At 72.9% G+C, this 19,203-nt stretch carries 9 protein-coding genes; 3 read left to right on the top strand and 6 right to left on the bottom strand.

What is annotated here, in order from left to right:
- Window positions 1-35: 35 nt before the first annotated feature.
- The gene (locus AB0368_RS28955; RefSeq protein WP_366157158.1) at window positions 36-5,831 is read right to left on the bottom strand and encodes a toxin TcdB middle/N-terminal domain-containing protein; all 5,796 of its coding nucleotides are present in this window, start codon (window positions 5,829-5,831) and stop codon (window positions 36-38) included.
- Entirely contained in the window at window positions 5,828-7,630 is a 1,803-nt protein-coding gene (locus AB0368_RS28960) for a hypothetical protein (protein WP_366157330.1), read from the bottom strand. The genes AB0368_RS28955 and AB0368_RS28960 overlap by 4 nt, the downstream gene beginning before the upstream one ends.
- A 1,764-nt stretch (window positions 7,631-9,394) precedes the next feature.
- Here AB0368_RS28960 and AB0368_RS28965 point away from each other — a divergent pair.
- Window positions 9,395-10,261 (top strand): aminoglycoside phosphotransferase family protein, encoded by an 867-nt coding sequence (locus AB0368_RS28965; RefSeq protein WP_366157159.1) that lies wholly within the window; start codon window positions 9,395-9,397, stop codon window positions 10,259-10,261.
- A 58-nt stretch (window positions 10,262-10,319) separates the two neighbouring features.
- Here AB0368_RS28965 and katG read toward each other — a convergent pair whose 3' ends face one another.
- A complete protein-coding gene (gene katG / locus AB0368_RS28970; protein ID WP_366157160.1) occupies window positions 10,320-12,593 on the bottom strand; it encodes a catalase/peroxidase HPI in 2,274 nt (757 codons plus the stop codon).
- Window positions 12,593-13,012 (bottom strand): Fur family transcriptional regulator, encoded by a 420-nt coding sequence (locus tag AB0368_RS28975; RefSeq protein WP_366157161.1) that lies wholly within the window; start codon window positions 13,010-13,012, stop codon window positions 12,593-12,595. Before AB0368_RS28975 ends, katG begins: the two co-directional genes overlap by 1 nt.
- 77 nt (window positions 13,013-13,089) lie before the next feature.
- On the opposite strand from AB0368_RS28975, the gene AB0368_RS28980 reads away from it, so the two are divergent.
- Both AB0368_RS28980 and AB0368_RS28985 read left to right on the top strand, forming a co-directional pair.
- Window positions 13,090-15,996, top strand: coding sequence for a glycoside hydrolase family 2 TIM barrel-domain containing protein (locus AB0368_RS28980; protein WP_366157162.1), 2,907 nt, complete (start codon window positions 13,090-13,092; stop codon window positions 15,994-15,996).
- A 227-nt stretch (window positions 15,997-16,223) separates the two neighbouring features.
- Window positions 16,224-16,628 (top strand): ATP-binding protein, encoded by a 405-nt coding sequence (locus AB0368_RS28985; protein WP_366157163.1) that lies wholly within the window; start codon window positions 16,224-16,226, stop codon window positions 16,626-16,628.
- Window positions 16,629-16,641: 13 nt separating this feature from the next.
- Here the strand turns inward: AB0368_RS28985 and AB0368_RS28990 are convergent, their stop codons facing one another.
- Together AB0368_RS28990 and AB0368_RS28995 are read right to left on the bottom strand one after the other, a co-directional pair.
- A complete protein-coding gene (locus AB0368_RS28990; protein WP_366157164.1) occupies window positions 16,642-17,361 on the bottom strand; it encodes a VOC family protein in 720 nt (239 codons plus the stop codon).
- Between the two features lie 47 nt (window positions 17,362-17,408).
- Window positions 17,409-19,187 (bottom strand): alpha/beta hydrolase, encoded by a 1,779-nt coding sequence (locus AB0368_RS28995; RefSeq protein WP_366157165.1) that lies wholly within the window; start codon window positions 19,185-19,187, stop codon window positions 17,409-17,411.
- Window positions 19,188-19,203: the final 16 nt, after the last annotated feature.

Below are 19,203 nucleotides of genomic sequence, written 5' to 3' on the forward strand. Positions count from 1 at the left end.
GTGGCGGGCCGTCGCCGGCCCGCCACCGCCGACCGTCACCAGGTGCCGGCCTTGGACGTCTTCGCACCGCTGTTCTTGACGGCGTCGATGATGTCGTCGACCAGATCGAACGCGAACAGCGACGCGGTCGCCTCGATGAACAGCGTCATCGCCACCGGGTTGAACACGAAGGTCTGCAGCACGTTGAAGCCGGTCGACGCCCCGAAGTTCAGGGCGGCTCCCCCGGCGCTGAGCCCGCCGGACGTGGCGGCCTGGGTGGCCGCCTCCCCCGCGGAAGCGCCGGCGTTGCCGGCCTCGCCGGCCGCCTTGGCGCCCTCGGCGGCCGCCTTCTGCCACTCGGCGCCGGTGGGCACCCGCGGATTGATGTTGCCCGTGCCGAACCAGCCCTGCGCGAAGCCGTAGCTGGCCAGCCCGAACACGAGGCCGGTCGCGAACCCGGCGAGCGCCGACTTCCAGGTCTTCTCCCAGATGTCGCCGGCCGAGCCCTGCCCGCCCGCCCAGCCGGCCGCGAACCCGGTGGCCGCGCCCAGCAGCAGCCCGCTGACCGCACCGGCGAGCAGGTGGGTGACCAGCGCCTTCGCCCCGAAGGCGGCGGCGAATCCGGCACCGGCGAGGGCACCGCCGAGCGCCGCGGCCCCGGCCAGCGCGGCGCCGAGCAGGATGCCCAGGGCGATGTCGCCACCGGCCTGGGCCGCGGCTATGCCGCCGACCACCGCCCCGGCCGCCATCGCGGCGAACACCCCGATCATCGCGCCGAGGCCGATCAGGCCGACGCCGAACGTGACGACCGTCAGGACCACCACCGCGACCACGGCCAGGATCGCCAGCGCGATCTGCCACCAGGCGCGGCCCGCCGGGTCGCGCAGGGTCACCGGGTCGTTGGCGGCGTACGCGTACCGGTTGAGGCCGGCCGGGTGCCACAGGTCGGGCGCGACCGTGTCGGGGACCAGGTAACGCCCGAGCACCGGGTCGTACGGGCGGGCCGGCGACAGGTAGATCCCGAACTCCTGCACCAGGTCGTACGTGTCGTACGTGGCCCGCGGAGGCTCACCCGCACCGACGGCGGTGATCTTGCCGAACGGGTCGTAGGCGAGCCGCTGGAGCACCGTGCCGCCGCCCGAGGTGACGAGCGTGACCGAGCCCCGGTGGTCCGTGTGCCACAGCGCCACCGGGCCGCCGGGCGTGAGCTGCCCGATCCGGCTGCGCCCGTCCGTGACGAACAGGACCAGCGCCCCGTCGCGCACCTCCACGAGGTCGTCGAGGAGCACCACCTTCCGGGTAGTGCCGCCGGCGGTCGTCTCCCGGACCGCCTGTTCGTCGAACGCCCCGTAGGACAGGGAGACGGTGGCGGCGGCGCCGGTGACCGCGGTGAGGCGGTCCCGCCCGTCGTACGTGAACGTGCCGGCCGGGCCGCTGACCTGCCGGCCCGACACGTCGTAGTCGTAGCTGCCCGCGCCGGCGGTGGTGACGGCGGTCGGTGGTGCGCCGCGCTCGCCGTAGACGAAGGTGCCCACGTCGGAGCGGGACATGATGTCGCCCGCCGGGCCGTACGCATAGTCGATCGCGGTGCCGCCCGCCGGCTCGGCCCGGACGAGCTGGTAGAGGTCGTCGTGGGTGTACGTCCACCCGGCGGCGCCGGTGACGTGGCCGCCCAGGTCCCGGGTCAGATCCTGGCGGTCGAGGACGACGTCGGCCGCGTCCCTGGTCTCCGCGGAGATCAGCCGCGACAACGCGTCGAACCGTCGTTCGGTACGGGCACCGCCGGAGTACGCGGTCCGGACCGGGCTGCCCGCCTCGTCGTAGTCGATCGCGTCGATCACCCCGGAGACGGACCGCAGGAATCCCCGCGGGCCGTACGCGTACGTCAGCACCGGGCCCGGCACGTCCCCGGCGGCGCCCGGGTAGCCGATCGCCGACACCCGGCCCAGCCGGTCGGTGCGCCGCCGCACGGTGTACGCGTCCCCGCCGGTCAGCACGATCCGGCGGGTCTCCACCTCGCCGCGCACGTCGTAGTCGAAGGTGATCGACCCGCGGACGTCGTCGACGCCGGCGAGACGGCCCAGCCGCCGGCCGGGTGCCCCGCCGGCGCCCACGTCGGCGCGGTCGAGGTAGCGGTACGTGACGTCCGGCCGGCCGGTGGCCCGGGTGCGCACGACCCGGTTCAGCACGTCGTACTCCTGGTCGGCGAGCTGACCGGCGGCGTTGCGGCGCCGGACGAGGTTGCCCGCCGCGTCGTGGACGAACACCACCGTGCCGGCCGACGGGTCGTCCACCCGGATCCGGTGGCCGAGCAGGTCGTAGTGGACGGTCGAGGTACGCCCCTCCGGGTCGGTGACGGCGATCGGCTGGTCCCGCAGGTCGTACGCGGTGGTGATCTCGGTGGCCCCTTCGCGGGAGACCACCCGCCCCACCCGACCCGCGGCGTCCAGGTGGAAGCTGGTCGGCGTGCCCTCATGCGGGCCGCCGGCGCGGGTGTCCTCCTCGTCGTACAGATCGGAGCGGCCGGGCAGGTGCACCCCCACGCGGAACCCGCCGCCGGGCAGGGTGACCCGGGTCGGCCGGCCGAGCACGTCGTACTCCGTCGCGGTGTGCGGCAGCGCGGCGGTAGGGCGCTGCGGATCGGGGCCGGCCGGGCTGCGGTACGGCAGGTACGCCCGCGCGACCAGGCCCCGCGCGTTGCGGTCGATCGCCTCACCGACCACCCACGTGCCGTCCCCGTCGAGGCGGGCGACGCCGACGTCGTGACCGTCGGAGTCGAGGAACCGCCGGGTGGTCACCTTGTCGCCCCGGTCCGCCGCCGGATACTCGCCGGTCTCGACGGCGGGCCCGGCCGGATCGAGCAGGTACCGGTAGGTGACCGTCGGCGCGGCCGGGTCGTCGCCGGGACGGAACTCGGCGGCCAGCCGCGCGAGCGGGTCGTATCCGTTGCGCCGCGTCCCGCCGTTGCCGTCCCCGAGGCCCGCCAGCCGCAGGGCCCGCCGGTCCACCTCGGCGGCGATGTCGTTGCCGCGGGCGTCGACCCGGCGCACCGGCAAGAGGCGGTCGGCGTCGAGGTGCAGCGTGACCGGGTTGCCGCGCGGGTCGAGGCTCACCATCACGCCCGGGGTGGAACGGTCGTAGCGGCGGGCGTACACCCACCAGCCGTCCTCGCCGGCACGGCGGTGGTAGCCGAGCGCGGCCGGGTCGACCGGGATGCCGTCGTAGACCGTGGCGACCTGGTCGTCGCGCAGGGCGAGACGTTCCTCCGAGGTCACCAGCCCCGCGCCGACGGACCCCTCCGGGAGCCCGGTGAACGCCGGGCCGTCGTACCGCAGGATCCGGGCGTCGACGACCAGGCCGTCCCCGTCGGTCTGGATGATCCGGTACGGCTTGTCGACGATCCATGCCGCCGGGTCGGTCGCGTACGCGGTGAGCGTGCGCAGCTCGGCGGCGGCACCCGGATCGGCGGCTAGTTCGTTGCGCTGGCGCTGGTCGGTGACGTTGCCGAACGCGTCCCAGGCGACCGTGGTGGTGATCGTGCTGCGCCAGGCGGACGGGGCGCCGTCGAGGTGATCCTCACGACGCTCGGCCAGCCGGGGCGTGACGGTCACGCCGTCCCCGTGCGCCTGCCAGACCTGGCGCACCTCGAACAGCGGGTCGTCGACGTCCGGGTCGGCGTCCGCCGGATATCCGGCCGAACGGATCACCCGGCCGCGCAGCACCTGGGCGGCGAGGCGCTCCGCATCGGTGGGCGGCCGGTCGACGCGTTCCGGGGTGCGTCCCAGGTGGAACTCCGTGCGCTTGAGGATGGACGCGACCGAGGCGTCGCCCTCCTCGACCTCGTCGACCAGGGCGAACCCCAGGAAGCGGCGCAGCGCCGGGTCCCAGTGCCCGTCGTGGTAGCGGAACCGGCTGACCCGGTCGGCGCCGGCCGGGTCCGTCTGGGTGACCCGCCGCACCACCGGGACCGGGAACGGCAGCGACGTCGTCCACGTGCGACCCTCGGCCGCGTCCCTGCGGGACTCGGCCGCCGAGGTGGCGTACTCGATCGTCGTCGTGTGCCCGAGGCCGTCGTCGATCCGGTTCAGCAGGTACGGCTTGGCGTCCAGGTCGAGGTGGTACGCGGCGGGCCGGGTGCCGTGCCGGGTGGCCAGCAGCAGCCCGGTGCAGCCGATGCCGCGCAGGTCGACGGGTTCCACGCGCTCGGCGGCGATGCCGGGGACCGGGCCGACCGTCACCTCCTCCTCGAACGCCGTGCCACCCCGGTTCAGCCAGATCCGGACCGCGTCGGTGTCGACGTAGACCAGGTCGGCGCAGCCGTCGCCGTCCACGTCGGCCAGGAACAGCCGGTCGGTGCGGTAGCCGGCGGGCAGGACCGGGCTGCCGGCCATGCTGCGCGGCGTACCCCAGCGGTTGTCGCCCAGGTTGGGCCAGTACCGCACCAGGCCGTTGCGGACCTCGACGAGGTCCACCGGCCCGGCGCCCGTCATCGGCGCGACGTGCATCTCGGGTGCGCGCAGGTCGACCCCGGTCAGCGGGTCGCCGCCGCCGACCACGCGGCGGCCGACCGACCGCCAGTCCTCGCCGCCGCCGTCGCTGCCCGCGGTGGTGAGCACGCCGGCCACGAGGCTGATCAGGTCCGCGGCACCGTCACCGTCGAGGTCGAGCAGCCGGGCTCCCGCGTCCATCGGGGTGAAGGTCGGCGCGTACGGGCTGACGACCGGCGCGCCGAGCACCCCCGCGCCGTCCACCGGGTAGCGGTGGCGGCGGCCCGCCCCGATCCCGACGAGGTCGACGCGGCCGCGGCCGGTGAGGTCGGCGGCGAACAGCGCCGTCCCCGACGGCAGACCCGGCAGGCCGGTCCGCCCGAGCGGTCGCGGCGGATCGAAGGTGAGGTCCCCGCGGTTGCGGGCCACCGTCGGGACGCCGCCGAGAACGACCGCGTCGGGCAGGCCGTCGCCGGTCAGGTCGGCCACGGTGCCCTCCGGCCGGGCCAGCGCGGCGGCGAGCGCGGCACCGGCGGCCCGCAACCCGAACTCCGAGGTGGTGTAGCCCAGGGCGAGCCGCGGGAACGTGGCGACCTCGCCGGCCGGGCCGTGCCCGGACAGGGTGATCCCGGCGAGCAGGCTGTGCCCGGTGGGCCGTCCGGCCGCGTAGTCCACGGTGTACCGCCGCAAAAGCGAGGGCGCCTCGGCGGGAGCGTGCAGCTCGAGGGTCGTGCACCGGCGCGTGATCGTCCGCAGGAAGCCGGGCCGCGCGTCGAGCACGGGATCCGGCCGGGTCTCGTAGCCGAGGTCGAACCGGTACGCGGCCCAGGCGACCGACCGCAGCAGCCCGTCGCCGTCCCACGTGTAGACGATCTCGTCGCCGGACGGACGGATCGACCGTTCCACCAGCCATGCCGAGACGCGGGACGGGTCATCCGGGTCGGCGATGCGGGCCGCCGCGGTGGTGCCGACGACGTGGCGGACGCCGGAGCGGTCGGTGAGCATGAACCCGTCGCCCTCGCGGTGGACCCGCCAGCCGAGCCCGTCGGTCTCCGGCACGAGACGCCCGGGTTCGCCGGGGACGTCGACGAGCCGCCCGGCGCCGGCCAGGGTGTACGTGTCGGCGGTCAGCTCCACCCGTACCGTTGCCAGCGCCCAGCCCAGCCCGAACTCACCGTCGCCGAACGCGGTGCTGTATTGCAGCGTGAGCTGCGGGGTGTGGCCGTCGACGCCGTGCGGCAGGTCGAGCGGTACGGCATAGCCGCCGCCCCCGGTGTTCAGGTCCGGCGTGAAGCTGCCGCCGATCCCCCCGACCGCGCCGCCGCCTTTGGGCAGTGCCAGCACGTCGGGGCCGGCGCCGTTCACGCCTCACCGCGCGGGGTGAAGTCGTACTCGATGAACAGCAGGATGTTCTCGACGGTGGCCCGGTCGCCGGGGCCGGCGGTCGTCGCCAGCGCCCAGTCCCCGCGCACCTCCGCGGTGGCCAGCGCGGCCAGGGCCGGGTCGCCGGACGGGACGCGGCCGGTGGCGTCCGGGGTGACATCGGCGGTGGCACCGCCGGGCGCGGTGATCGTCAGCGGCACCGGGGTGGGGCCGGCGCCCGCACCGAGCAGCTGCAGCGAGATGCTCCGCACCTTCAGGTCGAGGTGGTGGTGCGGCAGATGCTCCGGGCCGACGGTGACGGTGGCCGTGCCCGAGTTCTGCCACAGGTAGAAGCGGTCCGGGAAGTCGTTGCCCAGGCTGAACGAGGTGGTGGCGCGCAACGCCTCGGCGGGCACCGGCCGGGCCGCGACGTCGGCGGCGAGCGCCCGGTCGAACTGGGCCTCGTAGTGGAACGTGACCTGCACGTCCACGATGAAGCGGAAGTCCACGTCGTTGATCTCCGGCGGGAACCGCAGCGTCCATCCGGACGCCATCCCGACGCCCTCGAAGACGCTCAGCAACTCGGGGCGCGGCCGGAACATCATCGCGTCGTTACGGGTGTACGCGCTGAGCAGCATCGTGTCGATGTCCTGCAGCCGCCACTTCGTGTCGCCGGTGAGCGCCCGGTACTGCGACACGCCGCTGTTGGTGAGGGTGCCGCGCAGCCCGCCGGGCGGCACCAGGCCGACCAGGGTGACCTCGACGGCCTGCACCCGGTGGTTGTACGAGCCGGGATAGCCGCGTTCCAGGTCGGACAGCAGGGTGTTGAACTGGATCTCGCCGGTGCGCCGGAACCCGGTCGCGAACGCGAACGGGAACTGCTCGGCCAGCGACACGCTCTGGCTGGCCCGCAGCATCTTGTGGGTGGTCCGGGTGATCCGGTCGTAGGTGAAGTAGTCGATGTCGGCGAGCAGCTGGTCGGAACCGAGCATCCCGGCGGCCGCCCCGGCGGAGTAGTCGAGCCGGATCCGGTCCACGGTCGCGTCGAAGTCGAACTCGTACGCCCGCTCCATCAGCCGCGCGATCCGCGTCGCCCAGTACAGGTAGCGCTGGGCCTGCTGCTGCATGAAGTCGGCGAGCGCGCGCCACACCTCCGGGGTGAGCACACTCGACTCGAACGCGGCGGCCAGCTGCTGGGCCTGCTGCCGGCGCAGCGACGCCGCCTGCGAGGACAGGACGGCCGCCCGGGACCGCGCCTGGGAGAGCGCGACCTGGTCGCCGGCCTGGGGGCGGCGATGCCCAGCTCGTTCGCGGTCTGCTGCATGCGCAGCAGCTCGTAGTCGCGGCTGATCTGGCCGAGCCGGTTGCGGTCGGCGGCGATCACCTCGTGGATGTCCCGGCCGTCGCCCGGGATCGGGTTGTTGAGCTCCCAGTTGTTCTGCGAGCTGTACCAGGCCATGTCGGTCTCGAGCCAGATCTGCTCGTTCGCCATCGTGTTGTACGCGCTGCGGGCCGCGTCCGCGTTGGCCTTGCGGGTGGTGGCCAGGGTCTGCGCGGTCGTGGCCAGGGTGACCTCGGCTTGGGCGGCGACGGCCTGTTGCTTGGCGACGGCCTCGTCGGCACCGGCCGCAGCGGCGGCCTGGTTGAGCTGAACCCGGGTGAGCTTGCCGGAGTCGTACCGCTCCATGAACTGGATGTAGTCGCGCTCGGCGGCCTGCGCCTGCTGGCCCAGGAACCGAGCGGCGTTCTGCAGGTAGTCGAAGGTGAACGGCGGCACGAAGGCCGCGGGCACGCCGAACCAGTCCAGGTTCGCGACCAGCTGCTGAACCCGCGCGGCGATGTCGAGCACGACCGCGCCGAGGCCCGCGTCGAGCCCGTCCGGCAGCGTCGCCGGGTCGGTGAGCAACGTCGCGACGAGCGTTCCGGTGGCGGCCAGCGCGGCGTGGGTGAACACCGGCGCGTCACCGGCGGTGTTGTCGGCGGCGACTATCCCGCCGTACGCGGCCAGGGCCTTGGCGAACTCGTCGGACTTGTAGAGGGCGTCGCCCTCGCCGAGGTGGGTCTGCGCGATCCGCAGCCACAGCGCGGGCGCTTCCAGCTCGGCGTTCAGGTACGGGTAGTCGGCGGCCCGGTACAGCCACATGCGGGCGGCGGTCCAGTCGCCGAGCCCCGCGTACGCCTCGGCCAGCCCGACCGGGATGACATAGTAGAACAGGTGTGCGAGCTGCACCGAGAGGTCGGCGCCGGTGAACACGACGGCCCGCAGGTCGAAGTGGGACTTCGCGGTGAGCCGGGACTCGTACCCGGCGGCCAGCAGCGACTCGACGCTGGGCGTCTTGGCCTTCTGCCAGCTGACCGTACGGATGTCGGAGCCGATCAGCACCCCGGCGCTGTACGTGACGGCCCGGCCGGCCTGCTCGATGGTGCTGTCCAGCGGGCGGCTCGACCAGGCGGTGGCGACGAGCGGGTCCCGGACGATGAGCTGCGCGCCCTGCCCGAGGGTCTGCTGCACATCGATGCTGGTCGCCTTCCGGTCGAGCTCCTGGACGGCGACGAGGGAGGTGACCCGGTTGGGGCCGTTGCCGTTGCCGTTGCCGGAGCGGCCCAGCGACCGCACCACGTCGAGCGCGATGCCCGCCTGGCCGGCCGCCACGCGGGACCGCTCGTCGGTCTCCTTGAAGGCGCCGTCGGTCCTTGCGACGTCACCCCGAGCGGCGTTGACCACCGCGAGGTTGTGGGCTGCCTGGGCGGCCCCGAGCGAGTCCTGCGCGCCCTGGAAACCCTCGAGCGCGTCGGCGAGCAGTCTCTCGGCCCGGTCGAGGTTCCCGAGCTGCACGAACGCGGCACCGGCGTTGAGCAGCAGGCCGGCGCGTGCGGACCGGTCGTCGCCGGCCATGTCCGCGGCGGTGGTGAGGTGCTTGACCGCCGTCTCGTAGTCGCCGTTGTCGAAGGCGTACTGGCCCAGCGCCGCGACGTCGGCGAACTGCCGGGCCTTCTCGTCGCCGGCGTGCGGGACCGCGCGGGCGCCCTCAGCGAACTCCTGGACGGATCCGGGGTCGAGTTCGGCCTGGATGACGGGCGGGTCGGGAATGCCGGGGACCAGGTCGGCGAGCAGGGTGGCGCTGGCCCGGACCATCTCCTTGAGGTGTGCCAGGTCGTGCGGGGCGGCGTACCGGTCCCCCAGCCCCCGCGGGCCGCCGGGCGTCAGCAGCCGGAAGATCCGGTTCCGGACGGCCTGGTAGACGGGCACGGCGTCCTGGTAGTTGCCGGCCAGGACGAGCCTGTGGGCGCGTTCGGTCTCGGCGCGGACCTCGTCGAGCACACCCGTACGCGGCGAGGTCGCCGTCAGCACGGTCTCGGCGAGGGTGGCCGTGAGGGCCGGGTGGGCGGAGAAGAGCAGGGTGGTGGAGGCGATGGCCATGAGAGCTCCCCGGATTGGCTGATCGACGGGTCTTCGACACCCCGGTCTACCTCTGCGTAGGCACGTCTTGACCTCTTGTGTCGGAGATCCTGCACCCGGCCGCAATTCATTTGCCCGCTCGCGTCCCCCGTGCGACGTTTCGGGCGTGATCCCTTCTCCAGATCGTCGCCTCGTCGACGCGGACGTGGTGCGACGGCTGATCGCCCGCCAGTTCCCGCACTGGGCCGGTCTTCCCGTCCGGCCCGTCGCGACGAACGGCTGGGACAACCAGACCTTCCACCTCGGCGACCGCATGTCGGTACGGCTGCCCACCGCGCGGGAGTACGCACTGGCGGTCGACAAGGAACACCGTTGGCTGCCGATGTTCGCCTCACGGATGCCGCTGCCGATCCCCGTACCGTTGGCGAAGGGCGTGCCCGGCGAGGATTTCGCCTTCCCCTGGTCCGTGTACGAGTGGATCGACGGCGAACCGGCCGGGACCGGCGCCATCGGCGACCTGACCGGGCTGGCGGCCGGTCTGGCCGCCTTTCTCGTCTCCCTGCGGCGGATCGACCCGGTGGGCGGTCCGGAGCCCGGTCTGCACAACTGGTTCCGCGGCGGGCCGCTGCGGATCTACGACTCCCAGGCACGCCGGGCGATCGAGGTGCTCGACGGTCGCGTGCCCCGCGACGCCGTCACGCAGATCTGGGAGTCGGCGCTGGAAGCGACGTGGGACGGCCGGCCGGTGTGGTTCCACGGCGACGTGGCCGCGGGCAATCTCCTGGTCCGTGACGGAGCACTGGCCGCTGTGATCGACTTCGGCACCTGCGGCGTCGGTGACCCCGCGTGCGACCTGGCCATCGCCTGGACGCTGCTGTCGGGAGCGAGCCGTGAAGCCTTCCGGGCCGGCATCGACGTCGACGCCGGCACGTGGGCCCGGGGCCGGGGGTGGGCGCTGTGGAAGGCATTGATCACGTACGACGCGGACGCAGGCGCGAAACGGGTCGTCGACGAGGTGGTGCGGGGAACCTGAGACGGGACGAGCCCGGCCGCCCCGTTGCGGGCCGGCCGGGCTCGTTCGTGCACGTGCCTCAGGCGAGGTCGAACCGGTCGAGCTCCATGACCTTGGTCCAGGCCGCGACGAAGTCCGCAACGAACTTCTCGCGGGCGTCCTCGCTGGCGTAGACCTCCGCGAGGGCCCGCAGCTGAGAGTTCGAGCCGAAGATCAGGTCGACCGCGGTGGCGGTCCACTTCACCTGGTCGGTGGCCAGATCGCGGATCTCGTACACGTGCTCCTCGGACTCCGACGCCTTCCACCGGGTGCCCGGGGAGAGCAGGTTGGCGAAGAAGTCGTTGGTGAGCACGCCGGGCCGGTCGGTGAGGACGCCGTGCCGGCTGCCGGCCACGTTATTGCCGAGCGCCCGCAGGCCGCCGACCAGGACGGTCATCTCGGGCGCGGTCAGGTTCAGCATGTACGCCCGGTCGACGAGCAGCACCTCCGGCTGGGTCTTCTCGCCGCTGCGCAGGTAGTTGCGGAATCCGTCGGCCCGGGGCTCGAGCACCCCGAACGACTCCACATCGGTCTGCTCCTGGGTGGCGTCGGTGCGGCCCGCGTGGAACGGCACGGTCACCTCGACGCCGGCGTCGCGCGCCGCCTTCTCGACGGCGGCCGAGCCGGCCAGCACGATCAGGTCGGCGAGCGAGATCTTCGCGCCGCCGGCCTCGTTGAACTCCCGCTGGATGCCCTCGAGGGTGCTCAGGACCGTCGCCAGCTGCTCCGGCTGGTTCGCCTCCCAGCCGCGCTGGGGCTCGAGACGGATCCGGGCGCCGTTGGCGCCGCCGCGCTTGTCGGTGGACCGGAAGCTGGCGGCGGAGGCCCAGGCGGTGGCGACCAGCTGGGCGGTGGTGAGGCCCGAGTCGAGGACCTTCGCCTTGAGGGCGGCGATGTCGGCGTCACCCACGAGCTCGTGGTCGGCGGCCGGCACCGGGTCCTGCCACAGCTGCGGCTGCGGAACCCACGGTCCCAGGAAGCGGCTGACCGGGCCCATGTCGCGGTGCAGCAGCTTGTACCAGGCCTTGGCGAAGGCCAGCGCGAACTCGTCCGGGTTCTCGAGGAAACGGCGCGAGACCTTCTCGTACGCCGGGTCGACGCGCAGCGACAGGTCGGTCGTGAGCATCGTCGGCTTGTGCTTCTTCGCCGGGTCGTGGGCGTCCGGGATGATCGCCTCGGCGTCCTTGGCGGTCCACTGCTTGGCGCCGCCAGGGCTGGTGGTGAGCTCCCACTCGTTGCCGAAGAGGATCTCGAAGAAGCGGTTGCTCCACTGCGTGGGCCGGTCGGTCCAGGTCACCTCGAGACCGCTGGTGATCGTGTCACCGCCCTTGCCGCTGCCGTGCGTGCTCAGCCAGCCGAGGCCCTGCGCCTCCAGCGGGGCACCCTCGGGCTCCGGGCCCACGTGGTTGTCGGCGACGCCGGCGCCGTGGGTCTTGCCGAAGGTGTGGCCGCCGGCGATGAGCGCGACGGTCTCCTCGTCGTTCATCGCCATCCGGCGGAACGTCTCCCGGATGAAGTGCGCCGCCGCCTGCGGGTCCGCGTTGCCGTTGGGCCCCTCGGGGTTGACGTAGATGAGACCCATCTCGGTCGCGCCGACGCCCTCCGCCATCTCCTTCTCGGAGACGTAGCGCTCGTCGCCCAGCCAGGTGTCCTCCGGGCCCCAGAAGATCTCCTCGGGCTCCCAGACGTCCTCGCGGCCGAAGCCGAAGCCGAAGGTCTTGAAGCCCATCGACTCCAGCGCGACGTTGCCGGCGAGCACGAGCAGGTCGGCCCACGAGATCTTCTGGCCGTACTTCTGCTTGACCGGCCACAGCAGCCGGCGCGCCTTGTCGAGGTTGGCGTTGTCGGGCCAGCTGTTGAGCGGGGCGAAGCGCTGACCGCCGTCGCCGGCCCCGCCGCGGCCGTCGTTGATGCGGTAGGTGCCCGCGGCGTGCCAGCTCAGGCGGATCATCAGACCGCCGTAGTGGCCGAAGTCGGCCGGCCACCACTCCTGCGAGGTGGTGAGGACCCCGACGATGTCCCGCTTGAGGGCCTCGACGTCGAGCTTCTGGAACTCCTTGGCGTAGGCGAAGCTCTCGCCCAGCGGGTTGCTCTTGGACGAGTGGGTGTGCAACACCGAGAGGTCGAGCTGGTTGGGCCACCAGTCCCGGTTGGTACGCGGACGGCCACCGGTCTTCGGGGTCGGCGAGTCGATCGCCGGGTTCTCACTCTCGCTGCCGCTCGCGGTCACGGAGTCGTGCGCGACCGGACAGCCTTCCGCCTCCTTCTTGTCAACGCCCTGAGCGCTGGAAGGGTGGTCCTGGGTGTCGCTCATCAGCTTCCTTCCGAACAGTCGGGGCAGGTGCCCCAGTAAACGACTTCTGCCTCGTCGACCGTGAACCCGTGGTCGTCCGAGGCGGTGAGACAGGGAGAGCCGCCGACGGCACAGTCGACGTCGGCGATCGCGCCGCAGGAGCGGCACACGATGTGGTGGTGGTTGTCCGCCACCCGCGACTCGTAGCGGGCGGTGGCACCGGCCGGCTGGATGCGGCGTACCAGCCCGGCGTCGGTGAGCGCGCGCAGGACGTCGTAAACCGCCTGGTGGGAGACCATGGGGTGGCCGGTCCGAACCAGCGCGATCACCGTGTCGGTATCGACGTGCGGGTGGTCGTGCAGCGCGGCGAGCACCGCCAGCCGGGGGCGGGTCACGCGCAACGAGACGGCTCGCAGCTGCGCCTCGAAGTCGGACGTCACGCCATGAACCATATTGCGCTTCTCTGGAATAAATCAAGTTTATGCGCGGTCCCCGCGGGACGGGTTACGGTGCGCTCATGGCGGCTCGATACCACGAAGATGTCGGACCGGGGGCGGGGATGTGCCCGCCGCGGACGGCGTTCGCCTCCGACGCGGCCCAGCTGGCCCTGGACGGGATGTGGCGGTTCCGCCTGATGCCGACCGCGGACGGCACCGGCGACGGCTTCGAGCAGCCCGGCTTCGACGACGGGCGGTGGGACCGGCTGCCGGTGCCCTCCCATTGGCAGCTGCACGGGTACGGCGCCCCGGCGTACACGAATGTGCGGTATCCCTTCCCGGTCGACCCGCCGTACGTACCGGACGAGAACCCGACCGGCGACTACCGGGCGGCGTTCGACCTGCCCGACGGCTGGCCGGCCGGACCGGCGGTGGTGCGCTTCGACGGCGTCGACTCCTGCTTCAAGGTCTGGCTCAACGGGGTGGAGCTGGGTCACGCCAAGGGCAGCCGGCTGCCGGCCGAGTTCCCGGCCGGGCCGATGCTGCGGCCGGGACCCAACGTGCTCGCGGTACGGGTGCACCAGTGGTCCGCGGGCAGCTACCTCGAGGACCAGGACATGTGGTGGCTGTCGGGCATCTTCCGGCAGGTCCGGTTGCTGGCGCGCCCGGAGGGCGGCCTCGACGACGTGTCCGTGCACGCCGGTTACGACCATCTCACCGGCCGCGGCGTGCTCCGCGTCGAGACCCCGGTGCCGGCCCGGCTCACCGTCGCCGAGCTGGGACTGGTCGATGTGGACGCCGCCGGGCCGCACGTCGTCGACGGGGTACGGCCCTGGTCCGCCGAGAGCCCGGACCGCTACCGGGCCGAGGTGTTCACCGGCGCCGAACGGGCCGAGCTGATGATCGGTTTCCGCACCGTCGCGATGCTCGACGGCCGGTGGACCGTCAACGGCACGCCCGTCTCGCTGCGCGGGGTCAACCGGCACGAGTGGCACCCGGACACCGGGCGGGCCGTGCCGGTGGATGTCATGCGCGAGGACCTGCTGCTCATGAAGCAGCACAACATCAACGCCGTCCGTACCAGCCATTATCCGCCGGCGCCGGAGTTCCTGGGGCTCTGCGACGAGCTCGGCATGTGGGTGATCGACGAGTGCGACCTGGAGACCCACGGATTCTCGGAGGTCGGCTGGCGGGGCAACCCCAGCGACGATCCCCGGTGGGAGCCGGCGCTGCTCGACCGCGCCCGGCGGACGGTGGAGCGCGACAAGAACCATCCCAGCGTCATCGCCTGGTCGCTGGGGAACGAGGCCGGCACCGGGCGCAACCTGGCGGCGATGGCCCGGTGGATCCGGGACCGCGACCCCGGCCGGATGATCCACTACGAGGGCGACCGGGACAGCGGCTACACCGACTGCTACAGCCGCATGTACGCCCACCCCGACGAGGTCGCCGCGATCGGGCAAGGGCAGGAACCGCCCACCCGAGATCCGTCCGCCGACGCACACCGTCGGCAGCTCCCCTTCATCCTCTGCGAGTACGCGCACGCGATGGGCAACGGGCCCGGCCGCCTCGCGGAGTATCAGGCGTTGTTCGACACGTACCCGCGATGTCAGGGCGGTTTCGTCTGGGAATGGATCGACCAGGCGGTGCGGCGCCCGCGCCCGGACGGCACCGGTGACTATTTCGCCTACGGCGGCGACTTCGGCGAGCCGCTGCACGACGGCACCTTCATCGCCGACGGCCTGGTCCTGCCCGACCGCACGCCGTCGCCCGGACTGATCGAACTCAAGAAGGTCTTCGCACCGGTAAAAATCACGGTCGACCCGGCCGCGGCCACAGCCACCGTGGAGAACCGCTACGACGTCCGCGACACCGCCCACCTGGCGTACGAGTGGCACCTGGAGCGGGAGGGCATCCCCGTCGCCGGTGACCGCCTGGACGTGCCGGTCCTCGCCGCCGGGGCACAGACCACCGTCCCGCTGCCCGCCCCGCCGGGGGACGGCTGGCTCACGGTACGGGCAGTGCTCGCCGCCGGGCAGCCGTGGGCGCCGGCCGGCCACGAGATCGCCTGGGCCCAGGCACAGCGGAACGACGAGCTCCCCGCCGCCGTACCCCGGGCGACGAGGCGTCCGCGGTCGCGCGACGACGGCCTGGTCGACGTGGGTCCCGGAACCTTCGACCCGCGAAGCGGCCTGCTGATCCGGCTCGGCGACCTGCCGGTGACCGGCCCGCGGCTGGACCTGTGGCGGGCACCCACGTCCAACGACGACCCGCCTCGCGAGGTGCGGGACGCCGTCGGCCGGGAATGGCGCCGCATCGGGCTGCACCGGCTCCAGCATCGGCTGGTCACCGCGGGGATCGACGGCGACGGGTACGTCGTGCGCACCCGCGTCGCGCCGGCCGCCACCGACCTGGCCGTGCTCACGACGTACCGATGGACCGCCGAAGGCGAACGCCTCACCGTGCAGGTCACGACGGAGCCGGTCGGAGCGTGGCACGGGGTCCTGCCCCGGGTCGGCCTCCGGCTGGCGGCGCCGGCCACGCTCGACGAGGTGCAGTGGTTCGGCGGCGGCCCGGGAGAGGCGTACGCCGACAGCCGCCACGCCGCCCGGATCGGCCGGTACACCCGGCGGATCGACGACCTGCAGACCCCGTACGTGTTCCCGCAGGAGAACGGCAACCGCACCGCAGTGCGATGGGCTCGCATCACCGGACCCGGTGGCGGCGGGATCCGGATCGACGGGGAGCCGACGTTCGAGCTGACCGCACGGCGATGGACCAGTGAGGACCTCGACGCCGCCGGGCACCCGTACGACCTCCGGCCCCGCGATCGCGTCTTCGTCAACGCGGACCTGGCCCAGAACGGCCTGGGTTCGGCGTCGTGCGGTCCCGGCGTTGCCCCCGAGCACCAGCTCCCGGCCGACCGGAGCTACCGATTCGCCGTCACGCTGAGCCGTCACGCTGAGCCCGTCTCCGGGGCCGGATGATCCTTTGTGGCGTCGCGAGTCGGGGTGCCGACACCACCGGGCCGGTCGATGTTCCCGGCCGCCTCCTTCTGGGAAACTGGCCACGTGCGCTGCCGAGCCCCGGCGGCGCCCTTTGAGCGCCCGCGAGGCAAAGACGCTCATTGTTGCGCCCTGTCTCGGGAAGACCGATGTCGCGCCGCCCAGGCCCGTCCGCCCCGTACCCGTTCCGAAGACCCCAGGCCGCTCCCGTGCGGACGGGCATCCGCACGGCCGTCCTGGCGAACCTGCTCGCCGCCGACGCCGCGGCCGCCCAGGGGCGCCATTTCATCACCGAGCAGCTCACCGCATGGCAGCTGCACGGCCGCCTCACGGACCGGGTGAAGCTGCTGACCAGCGAACTCATCACCAACGCCGTCCGGCACGCCCCTCCCCCGCTGCGCATCCACCTGGCCGTCGACGCCGACCGCCTGCGCGTCGAGGTGTACGACTCCAGCACCACTCCGCCGGCCCTCACCCGGCCGGACTTCCACCACCGCGGCGGCCGCGGGGTGTGGCTGGTCGACGCCATGAGCAGCCGCTGGGGCCACCACCTGCACCCGCCCGGAAAAGCGGTCTGGTTCGAGATCGACCTCGCCACGGCCGAGGACCACTGACCCGACCGTCCGCCTAGCCGGGCGCCGACATCCGGAACTCGTTGCCGTCCGGATCGGCCATCAGCACGCCGCCGGCCTCGTCCCGCCCGGCGTCGATCCGGGTCGCGCCCAGCGAGATCAGCCGGTCGATCTCCGGCTGCTCATCACCGGGTACGGCGGCGAGAGCGAGGAACAGCCGGTTCCTGCCCGTCTTCGGCATCAGCGGCGGACCGCCCCAGGTGATCTTCGGACCGCCGTGCGGCGAGCGGATCGCGGTCTCCTGGTCCTGATCCCAGACCAGCGGCCACCCCAGCGCCTCGCTCCAGAAGTACCCGACCTGTTGCGAACCGTCGCAGGACAGGGCGCCGATGAACCCGCAGTCGGCGAGGAACCTGTTGCCCGGCTCGATGACGCAGAACTCGTTGCCCTCCGGGTCGGCGAGCACCACGTGCCCCTCCTCGGGGCGCTGGCCGACGTCGATGTGCTCCGCGCCGAGCTCGAGTGCCCTGGCCACCGTCTGCTGCTGGTCCTGCGGGGACGTACTCGTCAGATCGAAATGCATCGGGTTTTGGCCGGCCTTCGGGCCCTGGGCCGGCAGGAACCGGATCCGGAACCCGGTGTCGTCGCCGGGCAGAAGTGCCGCACCTCCGGGTGGCTCGTCGAGCGTCTCCCAGCCCAGCATTCCGGACCAGAACCCTGCCAGCTGCCGCGGCCGGCTCGCACCGAAGCAGACCGCGAAGAGGTGAGAAGTCATCCGGCACCCTAAGAAGGGGCCGTCCTCCTGCGCAGCCGATTTACGGGTCAGCGCCGGGGCAGGGTGCCGTACGGGCCTGCCACCGGGGGCAGCTGCTTGGGTTTGCCCGGCTCGGATCCGCTGCCGGCGGCGAAGCTGCGCCCGGCGGAGAAACCGCCGCCGAATCCGAGGCTTCCGGTGAACGGCTGGAGCGGGGAGCGGCACAGCTTGCCGGCCGCCGGAAGGGCGACCCGCAGCAGGTACGCGTCGACGGCACCGGTGACGCAGGTCGAGGTGCCGTACGCAGTGTGGCCCCAGTTGTCGCTGGTCAGCAGCCGGCTGTTCGGCAGGCGCTGCGCCGACGCGACCGCCTCCCGGTAGTTCGTCGCCGGGTCCCAGTAGTTGCCGACGAACAGCACGGGCGCGCTGGTACGCCGGTTGAACGGGCCCACGTAGGCGTCCTCGTCCCGCGCGGTCCACGTGTCGGCGGCGCACTGGACGCTGCTCCAGCCCCAGGCCCGGCCGAAGTACGGCGCGCGCCGGTCGGCCGCCGCGGTCAGGGCCGGCCAGCTCGCGGCGTCCGCGGGGTGCAGGCCGTCGGTGCACATCACGCCGGCGAACGCGTCCAGCGAGTTGTCGTACGGGAAGTCCCGCGCCGGCGCCCGCAGCCGGGTGACCCGCTCGAGCAGGGCCTGCCGGGCGGCCGTACGCAGCCGCGCCTTGGTGGTGGGGCTCTCCTGCATGGTCGCCACCTCGGCGGCCATCTGCGTCACGATCTCACCGGCGAACGGGAGGTAGAGCATGCTCAGCGTCAGGCCGATGAAGGTGGCGTACGTCAGCCGGACCGTGCCGGTGATCGGGTCCTTGCCGAGGACGAGGGGCTTGGCCCGCAGCTTCCGGGCGATGGCGGCGAAGTGCTTCCCGGGACTCCCCGCGGCGAACTCGCACCGCTTCGCCCCGGCCTTGTCGCAGCGTTCGAGCAGCTTCACCAGCGCACGGTAGGCGCCGTCCGCGGAGCGCAGACGGTCGTCCTGCAGCCGGCCGCTCGTCGCCTCGGTGCCCACCCAGGACATCGGGTCGATCACACCGTCCAGGGCCAGGGCGCGGACCCGGTCGGGGAACATGTTGGCGTAGTACTGCCCGAGCGCCGTGCCGTAGCTGAAGCCCAGGTACGTGAGCTTCTGGTCGCCGACGGTGCGCCGCAGGACGTCCATGTCGCGGGCCGCTTCGGCGGTGGACATCGCGCCGGCCAGGTCACCGCCGGTGCTCGAGCAGGCGCGGCCGACGGTCTGTGCCGACTTCACGAAGCCGGCCTCCTCCTTCTCGCCGTACGGGAAGAAGGTGTTCATGCGCGCCAGCGCGACCGACTGGTCCCGGGTCGAGGAGAAGCACTTGAGGTTGTCGCTGGCGCCGACGCCGCGCGGGTCGAATCCGACGATGTCGAACCGGTCGAGGACGGTGTCGCTGAGGAAGGCCGGCGCCATCGCCGCCATCTCGGTGCCGGAGCCGCCCGGCCCGCCGGGGTTGACGAAGAGGCTGCCGATGCGGCTCGCCGGCTTGCGGGCCTTGACCCGCACGACGGCGATCTCCACCGTCGGGCCGTCCGGGTCGTCGTAGTCCAGGGGCAGGTGGGCGGTGGCGCACTGGGCCTGCCCGTAGCACTTGAACCAGTCGAGGTCGGGGGCCGGCACGCCGTCGACGCGCTGCATCTCCTGCTCACTGGTGGAGTCGCCGGCGACGGCCGCCCCGGCCACCGGCGCCGCCTGCGCGCCGGCGGGCGCGATCAGCGACGTCGCCAGTATCAAGGCTCCCGCCACGGCCCCGGTCAGACGAGGGCTGAGCGACATCGGATCCTCCTGGCGT

It is taken from the genome of Actinoplanes sp. NPDC051475 (genome assembly GCF_040689425.1).
GTDB lineage: Bacteria > Actinomycetota > Actinomycetes > Mycobacteriales > Micromonosporaceae > Actinoplanes.